This window comes from Nocardioides sp. P5_C9_2 (assembly GCF_054049555.1).
Window position 1 is genome coordinate 1 of the sequence record NZ_JBFUMD010000346.1, and the last position, 4,298, is coordinate 4,298.

Annotated in this window: 6 protein-coding genes; 4 read left to right on the forward strand and 2 right to left on the reverse strand. The window is 73.8% G+C overall.

What is annotated here, in order from left to right:
- A partial coding sequence (locus tag ACXJKL_RS15675; RefSeq protein WP_457207962.1) for a class I SAM-dependent methyltransferase occupies nt 1–338 on the reverse strand: 338 nt, incomplete at its 3' end.
- A 51-nt stretch (nt 339–389) separates the two neighbouring features.
- Between ACXJKL_RS15675 and ACXJKL_RS15680 the strand changes: the two genes are divergently transcribed.
- Nucleotides 390–827, forward strand: a complete 438-nt coding sequence (locus ACXJKL_RS15680; protein WP_457207963.1) for a rhodanese-like domain-containing protein — start codon at nt 390–392, stop codon at nt 825–827.
- Nucleotides 828–869: 42 nt separating this feature from the next.
- Here ACXJKL_RS15680 and ACXJKL_RS15685 read toward each other — a convergent pair whose 3' ends face one another.
- The gene (locus tag ACXJKL_RS15685) at nt 870–1,862 is read right to left on the reverse strand and encodes a YihY/virulence factor BrkB family protein (protein ID WP_457207964.1); all 993 of its coding nucleotides are present in this window, start codon (nt 1,860–1,862) and stop codon (nt 870–872) included.
- 129 nt (nt 1,863–1,991) lie between these two features.
- On the opposite strand from ACXJKL_RS15685, the gene ACXJKL_RS15690 reads away from it, so the two are divergent.
- The 3 genes from ACXJKL_RS15690 to ACXJKL_RS15700 all read left to right on the forward strand — a co-directional run.
- Nucleotides 1,992–3,347 carry a ferredoxin reductase family protein gene (locus ACXJKL_RS15690; protein ID WP_457207965.1) on the forward strand — a complete coding sequence of 452 codons (1,356 nt, stop codon included), beginning with the start codon at nt 1,992–1,994 and terminating at the stop codon, nt 3,345–3,347.
- A 4-nt stretch (nt 3,348–3,351) separates the two neighbouring features.
- A complete protein-coding gene (locus ACXJKL_RS15695; RefSeq protein WP_457207966.1) occupies nt 3,352–3,876 on the forward strand; it encodes an FMN-binding protein in 525 nt (174 codons plus the stop codon).
- Nucleotides 3,873–4,298 (forward strand): FAD:protein FMN transferase (locus ACXJKL_RS15700; protein ID WP_457207967.1); only part of this gene is annotated, 426 nt, incomplete at its 3' end. The genes ACXJKL_RS15695 and ACXJKL_RS15700, both read left to right, overlap by 4 nt.

The following is a 4,298-nucleotide window of genomic DNA, read 5'->3' on the forward strand; positions in this document are numbered from 1 at the left end:
GCCGCACGACGAGCGTCGGCCGGCACCTGGAAGTAGGCGGCGACCGCGAGGTCGAAGCCCTCACCCCGCCACTGGGTGGCGTCGGCGCAGACCCAGTCGACCGCCACGGCCCCGGCGAGCCGGCGCCCCTTGTCGAGAGCGACCTGCGAGAAGTCGACCGCGGTGACCTCCCAGCCGAGCGAGGCCAGCCAGATCGCGTTGCGGCCCTCACCGCAGGCCAGGTCGACCGCACGGCCCGGCGCGAGGCCGGCACACTCGGTCGCGACCTGCTGATTCGGTCCCCGGGACCACACCAGCTCACTGGCGGCGTACCTGGCGTCCCAGTCTCCTGCGTCCATGGGACCACGCTAGCCCTGCCGCTGACGGCGCCCGTCTGTCATATTGGAGCGATGGTCCGTTCCGTGCTCACCGTGCTGGCACTGATCGCCGCGCTGGTGGGATGCGGATCCGACTCGGACTCCTCGTCCGACCCTGCCGCGGAGTCGTCCTCCGAGCGGTCCGCGGACGCCGACGCCGGTGTCATCGCGCCGGAGGAGGCCCACGACCTCGTCGAGAACGGCGCGGCGCTCGTCGACGTGCGCAACCCCGACGAGTACGCCGCCGGCCACCTCGAGGGCGCGGTGTCCATCCCGCTGGAGTCCGGCGACTTCGACGCCGCAGCGGGCGCCCTGGACCCCGACCAGATCTACGTCCTCTACTGCGAGACCGGGCGCCGGGCCGGAGTCGCGCTCGAGCGGATGACCGCGCTGGGCTTCGCCGACGTCGTCAACGCCGGTGGCATGGACGACCTCGTCGACGTGGTCGGCCCGGTCGTCACCGGCGACTGACCGGGGCCCGTGTCGGCTCAGACGTCGCCGGCCCGCCTCGGCTCAGACGTCGCCTGGTCCCTCGTCGACGGTGCGCGCGTGGGGGCGTCCCGGGTCCGGCAGCGCCGGGTGGGTGTCCCCGGCGCGCAGCGCCTCGAGCTGGGCGCACACGGCGGTGCCGTAGAAGAGGGCGATCGAGGACAGCAGCGCCCACAGCAGCAGCGCGAAGACGCCGGCGAGCGGGCCGTACACGCTGCCGAACGAGCCGCTCAGCGACACGTGGAGCGCGAGGCCCACGGTCGCGAGCGCGCTGAGCACGACGGCGATGCCCGAGCCGAGCGCCAGCCAGGACAGGGCCGGCTGGCGCCGCCGCGGTGCGTGGTCGAGCAGCACCGCGATGGTGAGGACGAGCAGCCCGAGCCCGACCGGCCAGCGCAGCACGTTCCACCACCGGACGGCTCCCTCCGACCACCCGTAGCTGTCGGCCATCGCCTCGCCGAAGGCCCCGCCGCCGACGATCATGAGGAACCCGATGCCGACGGGTCCGGCCAGCACTCCGGTGAGGACCGCGGCCCGGCCGTACTTGGCCAGTGCCTTGCGGTCGCGCCGGATCCCGTAGATGCGGTTGGCGCCCCGCTCGACCTGAGCCATGGCGGTCGTCATGGAGACCAGGGCGAAGCCGAGGCCGAGGACGAGCGCCACCTCGCCGGCCGCGTCGGACTCGTCGGACTTCTCCACCGCGGTGGTGAGGGCGTCACCCTCGCCGGCCCCGGGCGAGAGGGAGTCGACGACGTGGGCGACGACCTGGGCGGGGCGCTCCTCGTCGAGGTCGGCGGCGAGGCCGGTCAGCGCGAGCAGGAACGGCACGACCGCCAGGCAGGCCTGCAGGGCGAGCGCACGGGAGTTGGTGAACCCGTCGCCGTACCGGAAGCGGACGAACGACTCGACCGCGATCCTCCTCAGGCCGTGCTGGCGGGCCAGGTGCCAGGCGTCCATGGCATCGAGCTCGTCACCGTCCATCTCGGTGGTGACGGGGACGGTGCGAGCGGTCGTCATGGACGCACCCTAGGGACGCGCCGCCCAGTCATCGCCACCGAGGGTCCGGCCGACCTCGTCGCCAGACCCACAGCAACCTCACAGGTCCGTCCCACCGGTTACCCAGCAAGGCGGCGGAATCTGGTCACCATGACCCCGAGCCGCGCCGCCTTCGACCTGGCCGTACGTCGAGGAGCGACGGCCCTGCTGACCGGGTCGCTGGCTCTCGTGACCTACTGGTGGGTCGCCGGCGGAGGCCTCGGCGACCTCGGCGGCTGGACGACCGGCCTCATCTCCGTCGGCCGCTGGACCGGGCTGGTCGCCTCGGTGCTCCTGCTCGCACAGGTCCTGCTCATGGCCCGGGTACCGGTGCTGGAGCGGGCGTTCGGTCAGGACCGGCTCACCCACCTGCACCGGACCATCGGCTTCTCGTCGTTCAACCTGATGCTCGCGCACGTCGTGCTCATCACCTGGGGGTACGCCGCGGGCTCGCTGCTGCGGTGGCCCGCCGAGCTGTGGGACCTCACCCGCACCTACCCGGCGATGCTGCTGGCCGACGCCGGCTTCGTCGCGCTGGTGCTCGTCGTGGTCACCAGCGTCCGGGCGGCGCGGAAGCGGCTGCGCTACGAGTCTTGGCACCTCATCCACCTCTACGCCTATCTCGGTGCCGGGCTGGCCCTGCCGCACCAGCTGTGGACCGGGCAGGAGCTGGTCTCCTCGACGGGTCGTGCGATCTTCTGGTGGACCGCCTGGGGCGCCGTGACGGTCGCGGTGCTCGTGTGGCGGGTGGCGCTGCCGGTGGTCCGCAACCTGCGGCACGGGCTGCGGGTCGAGGACGTCGTCGAGGAGGCGCCCGGCGTGGTGTCGGTCGTCGTGACCGGCAAGCACCTGGACCGGTTGCCGGTGCAGGGCGGGCAGTGGATGAGCTGGCGGTTCCTGGGCCGCGACGGCTGGTCGCGGGCCAACCCCTACTCGCTGTCCGCGGCCCCCGACGGCCGGCGACTGCGGATCACCGTGCAGTCGGTGGGCGACGGCAGCGGCTCGACGGCCACCCTGACCCGCGGCAGCCGGGTCCTCGTGGAGGGCCCCTACGGCCGCCTGAGCCCCCGCAGCCGGCACGGCGACAAGGTCGCGATGATCGGCGCGGGGGTCGGTTCGGCGCCGCTCGTCGCCCTGGCCGAGGAGCTCGCCCCCGCCGGCGACGTGGTGGTGCTGCACCGTGCGAGCGGTCCCGGTGCGTTCACCGAGGACCTGCGCCGCCTCACCGCCCGGGGGGTCCGCGTCCTGCACCTGCCCGGGCGTCGCCGGGGCCCCGACTCGTGGCTGGGCGACGCCCATGCCGGCCGCTACAGCGACCTGGCCGCCCTGCAGCACTGGGTGCCCGACATCGCGCACCGGGACGTCTACGTGTGCGGACCCACACCCTGGGCCGACCTGGTCGTCGCCGACCTGCGCCGCGCCGGCGTCCCCGAGTCCCACATCCACATCGAAGCGTTCGGCTGGTGACGAGATGAGACGGATCGCCCTGTGGTTCGCGAGCACCGTCGTGGTGCTGATGCTGCTCGCCGGCTACCACACCTCCTTCGCCGGCCCGCTGGCCACGCACTCCACCACCTCGGCCTACAGCGCCGGCGTGCTGGCCGAACCGTCGACCACGGGCTCGTCCGCGGCACCCGCCGCCGGGTCCCCGAGCGGCTCGTCCGGCGGCTCCTCCGGCGGCGCGTCCGGCGGCTCCGGGTCCGGCGGCTCGTCGACCGCGAGCAGCACGGTCACCGGCGACACCGTCCAGACCCGGTGGGGCCCGGTGCAGGTCGCCGTCAGCATCGCGGGCTCCAAGATCACCGGTGTCTCGGTGCTGCAGTACCCCGACAGCAACGGCACGGACGCCCAGATCAACGGCTACGCCCTGCCGATCCTGGTCGACGAGACCATGAGCGCCCAGAGCGCGAACATCGACATGGTGAGCGGCGCGACGTACACCAGCACCGGCTACCAGCAGTCGCTGCAGAGCGCCCTGGACCAGGCGGGGCTGTGAGCGCGCTCGGTACGACGCCCCGGTCGCCCGCCTGGCGCGACGTCGTGCAGGTGATGGGGCTGCCCGTCAGCGTGGCCCTGCGAGGCAGGCACGCCGGGGACGAGGTCGCCCGGGCGGCCTGGGGGCGGGTGCAGGCCGACCTGCGCGCGGCGGACGCGATGTTCAGCCGCTACCGCGAGGACTCGTGGGTGAGCCGCCACAACGCTGGTCTGGTCACCCTGGCGGACGCACCGGCGGAGGTCCGGGAGGTCCTGGCACTGGCCGCGGAGGCGCGCACCGCCTCGGACGGCGCCTTCGACGTGTGGCGCCCCGGACCCGACGGGCGCACGGTCCTCGACACGGACGGCGTGGTGAAGGGCTGGGCCGTGCACCGGGCGGCGCGCCACCTGACGGCACTCCCGGGCACCGACGCGTGCCTCGGC

Bases quoted from the DNA above. Each gene is read 5' to 3' on its own strand.
- ACXJKL_RS15680 (WP_457207963.1), top strand. From the start codon at position 390: ATGGTCCGTTCCGTGCTCACCGTGCTGGCACTGATCGCCGCGCTGGTG.
- ACXJKL_RS15685 (WP_457207964.1), bottom strand. From the start codon at position 1,862: ATGACGACCGCTCGCACCGTCCCCGTCACCACCGAGATGGACGGTGAC.
- ACXJKL_RS15690 (WP_457207965.1), top strand. From the start codon at position 1,992: ATGACCCCGAGCCGCGCCGCCTTCGACCTGGCCGTACGTCGAGGAGCG.
- ACXJKL_RS15695 (WP_457207966.1), top strand. From the start codon at position 3,352: ATGAGACGGATCGCCCTGTGGTTCGCGAGCACCGTCGTGGTGCTGATG.